At 71.5% G+C, this 3,014-nt stretch carries 2 protein-coding genes; both read right to left on the bottom strand.

Annotated features, from left to right (window positions below; translation table 11 throughout):
- Positions 1 to 46: 46 nt before the first annotated feature.
- On the bottom strand, positions 47 to 1,582 hold the full coding sequence (ffh, locus tag HY68_RS02460; RefSeq protein WP_041983963.1) for a signal recognition particle protein: 1,536 nt from the start codon (positions 1,580 to 1,582) through the stop codon (positions 47 to 49).
- Between the two features lie 96 nt (positions 1,583 to 1,678).
- On the bottom strand, positions 1,679 to 3,014 hold a 1,336-nt coding region (locus HY68_RS44680; protein WP_041983964.1), incomplete at its 5' end, for an ACT domain-containing protein.

Genomic DNA, 3,014 nt, shown 5'->3' on the forward strand with positions numbered 1-3,014 from the left:
GGACAGCGAGACCGCAACCCAGACCCGCACACCCCCCGGCCCGCGACTAGCTCATGAACTTCTTGAACTCGTCCGGGAGTTCGAAGTTCTTCGCCTGCTCCTCCGCCGGCACCGCCAGCGCCGACTCCTCCCGGCGCGCCAGCGCCGCCTGTTCCTCGGCCTTGCGCTTCATCGGGTTCCCCGAGCGCTGCTTGCCCTTGGCCTGCTTCTGCTTCTTCTTCGTACGGCCTGGCCCGCCGCCCATCCCGGGAACCCCCGGCATGCCCGGCATCCCGCCGCCCTGCGCCATCTTGGACATCATCTTGCGGGCCTCGAAGAACCGCTCGACCAGCCCCTTCACCGCGCTGACCTCGACACCCGAGCCCTTGGCGATACGCGCCCTGCGCGAGCCGTTGATGATCGTCGGTTCCGCGCGCTCCCCCGGCGTCATGGACTTGATGATCGCGGCGGTGCGGTCCACGTCCTTCTCGTCGAGGTTGGCGATCTGGTCCTTGATCTGGCCCATGCCCGGCAGCATGCCGAGCAGCTTGGAGATCGAGCCCATCTTGCGGACCTGCTCCATCTGGGACAGGAAGTCGTCGAGCGTGAACTCCTTCGGCCCCTTGGCCAGCTTCGCGGCCATCTTCTCGGCCTCGGCCTGGCTGAAGGTCTGTTCGGCCTTCTCGATGAGGCTGAGCAGGTCACCCATGTCCAGGATGCGTGACGCCATCCGGTCGGGGTGGAACGTGTCGAACTCGTCCAGCTTCTCGCCGTTGGAGGCGAACATGATCTGCTTGCCGGTGACGTGCGCGATGGAGAGCGCGGCGCCGCCCCTGGCGTCACCGTCGAGCTTCGACAGGACGACGCCGTCGAACCCGACACCGTCGCGGAACGCCTCCGCCGTGTTGACGGCGTCCTGGCCGATCATCGCGTCGACGACGAACAGGACCTCGTCCGGGTTGACCGCGTCCCGGATGTCGGACGCCTGGCGCATCAGTTCCTGGTCGATACCGAGGCGGCCCGCGGTGTCCACGACCACGACGTCGTACTGCTTGGCGCGCGCGTGCTCGATCGAGTCCTTCGCGACCTTGACCGGGTCGCCCACCCCGTTGCCCGGCTCGGGCGCGTAGACGGCGACGCCGGCGCGCTCGGCGACGACGGAGAGCTGGGTGACGGCGTTGGGGCGCTGGAGGTCACAGGCGACGAGCAGCGGGGAGTGGCCCTGGCCCTTGAGCCAGAGGCCGAGCTTGCCGGCGAGGGTCGTCTTACCGGCACCCTGCAGACCGGCGAGCATGATCACGGTCGGCGGCTGCTTGGCGAACCGCAGCCGCCGGGTCTCGCCGCCGAGGATGCCGACGAGTTCCTCGTTGACGATCTTGATGACTTGCTGCGCCGGGTTCAGCGCCTGGGAGACCTCGGCGCCGTTGGCGCGCTCCTTGACCTGCTTGATGAAGTCGCGCACGACGGGCAGGGCCACGTCGGCTTCGAGCAGGGCGATACGGATCTCACGGGCCGTGGCATCGATGTCCTCCGGGCTGAGGCGCCCTTTGCCCCGGAGGCTCTTGAATGTGGCTGCGAGGCGGTCGGAGAGAGTGTCGAACACGGTGGTCGCGAATCCTCAGGTCGGGGGCGGGCGGACAGGTCGCCCTCCAGGGTATCCGGCCGGGCAAGCGATCCGGCCTCAGCTACCGGATCCGTACTAGCCGAGGGCGCCTTCCAGCGCCTTCGCGAGGGTCGCGGCCTCCTGTTCGGGCAGGGGGGAGCCGTCCTCGCGTGTGACGTAGACGGTGTCGACGGCGTTCGAGCCCAGCGTGGAGACGTGCGCGCTGCGCACCCGTACGGCGGCCTCCTCCAGCGCGTGGCCGATCCGGTGCAGCAGCCCGGGGGCGTCCTGGGCGCGTACCTCGATGACCGTGGCGCGGTGGGAGCTGCCGGGGGCGACCCGCACCCGGGGCGGCGGGGCCTTCACGCCCCTGCGGCGCGGGTAGGCCGCTTCGCGTTCGGCCAGCCGGGCGGCGATGTCGAGCGACCCGTCCAGGGCGCGTACCAGGTCGGCACGGAGCCTGCTGGCCTGCGGGAGCGAGCCGTACGCCGCGGCGACCCGCCAGTTGAGCAGCAGGACCGAGGCTTCGCCGATGTCGGTGGGCAGCTCGACGGCGCGCAGGTCGGCGGCCCGTACGGTCAGCCGGTGCAGGGCGAGCACCCCGGCCGCGGCGGGCAGGACGCCCGGCTGGTCGGGCAGGGCGATGAGCAGTTCGACGCCGACGGGTTCCGGCTCCTCGGACTCCTCCGGGGTCTGGGCGTGCAGGGCCAGGACAGGTTCGCCGGTGCGCAGGGCTTCGACGGCGAGCCGTTCCTGTTCGGCGCTGGGCGCCTCGGGTTCCGGTTCGGGTGTGGCCTCGCCGGTCAGTACGGCGGCGACGCGGGCGACGAGATCGGTGACGAGTCCGGCGCGCCAGGACGACCAGGCGGCGGGCCCGGTGGCGAGCGCGTCGGCCTCGGTGAGGGCGTGCAGCAGCTCCAGGGTGCCGATCGAGCCGATCCGGGCGGCGACGGCGCTGACGGTCGCCGGGTCGTCGAGGTCACGCCGGGTCGCGGTGTCCACGAGCAGCAGGTGGTGGCGTACGACGGTCGCGATGACCTCGGTGTCCTCACCGTCGAAGCCGATACGGGCCGCTATGTCGCGGGCGATGGCCTCGCCGCCCACGGAGTGGTCGCCGGGCCAGCCCTTGCCGATGTCGTGCAGCAGGGCGCTGATCAGCAGCAGGTCGGGGCGGCTGACGCGGCGGGTCATGGCGGACGCCTGGACGGCGGCCTCCACGAGGTGCCGGTCGACGGTCCAGGTGTGGACGGGGTTGCGCTGCGGCCGGCAGCGGACCCGCTCCCAGTCGGGCAGCAGCCGGGTGATCAGGCCTTCGGCCTCCAGCGCCTCCCAGACGGGGATGGTCGACTCACCGGCGCCGAGCAGGGTCACCAGCTCCTCGCGGGCCTCGGCGGGCCAGGGCGAGGGCAGCGGCTTCGAGGCGGCCGCGAGC

This window comes from Streptomyces sp. AcH 505 (assembly GCF_000818175.1).
Lineage (GTDB): Bacteria > Actinomycetota > Actinomycetes > Streptomycetales > Streptomycetaceae > Streptomyces.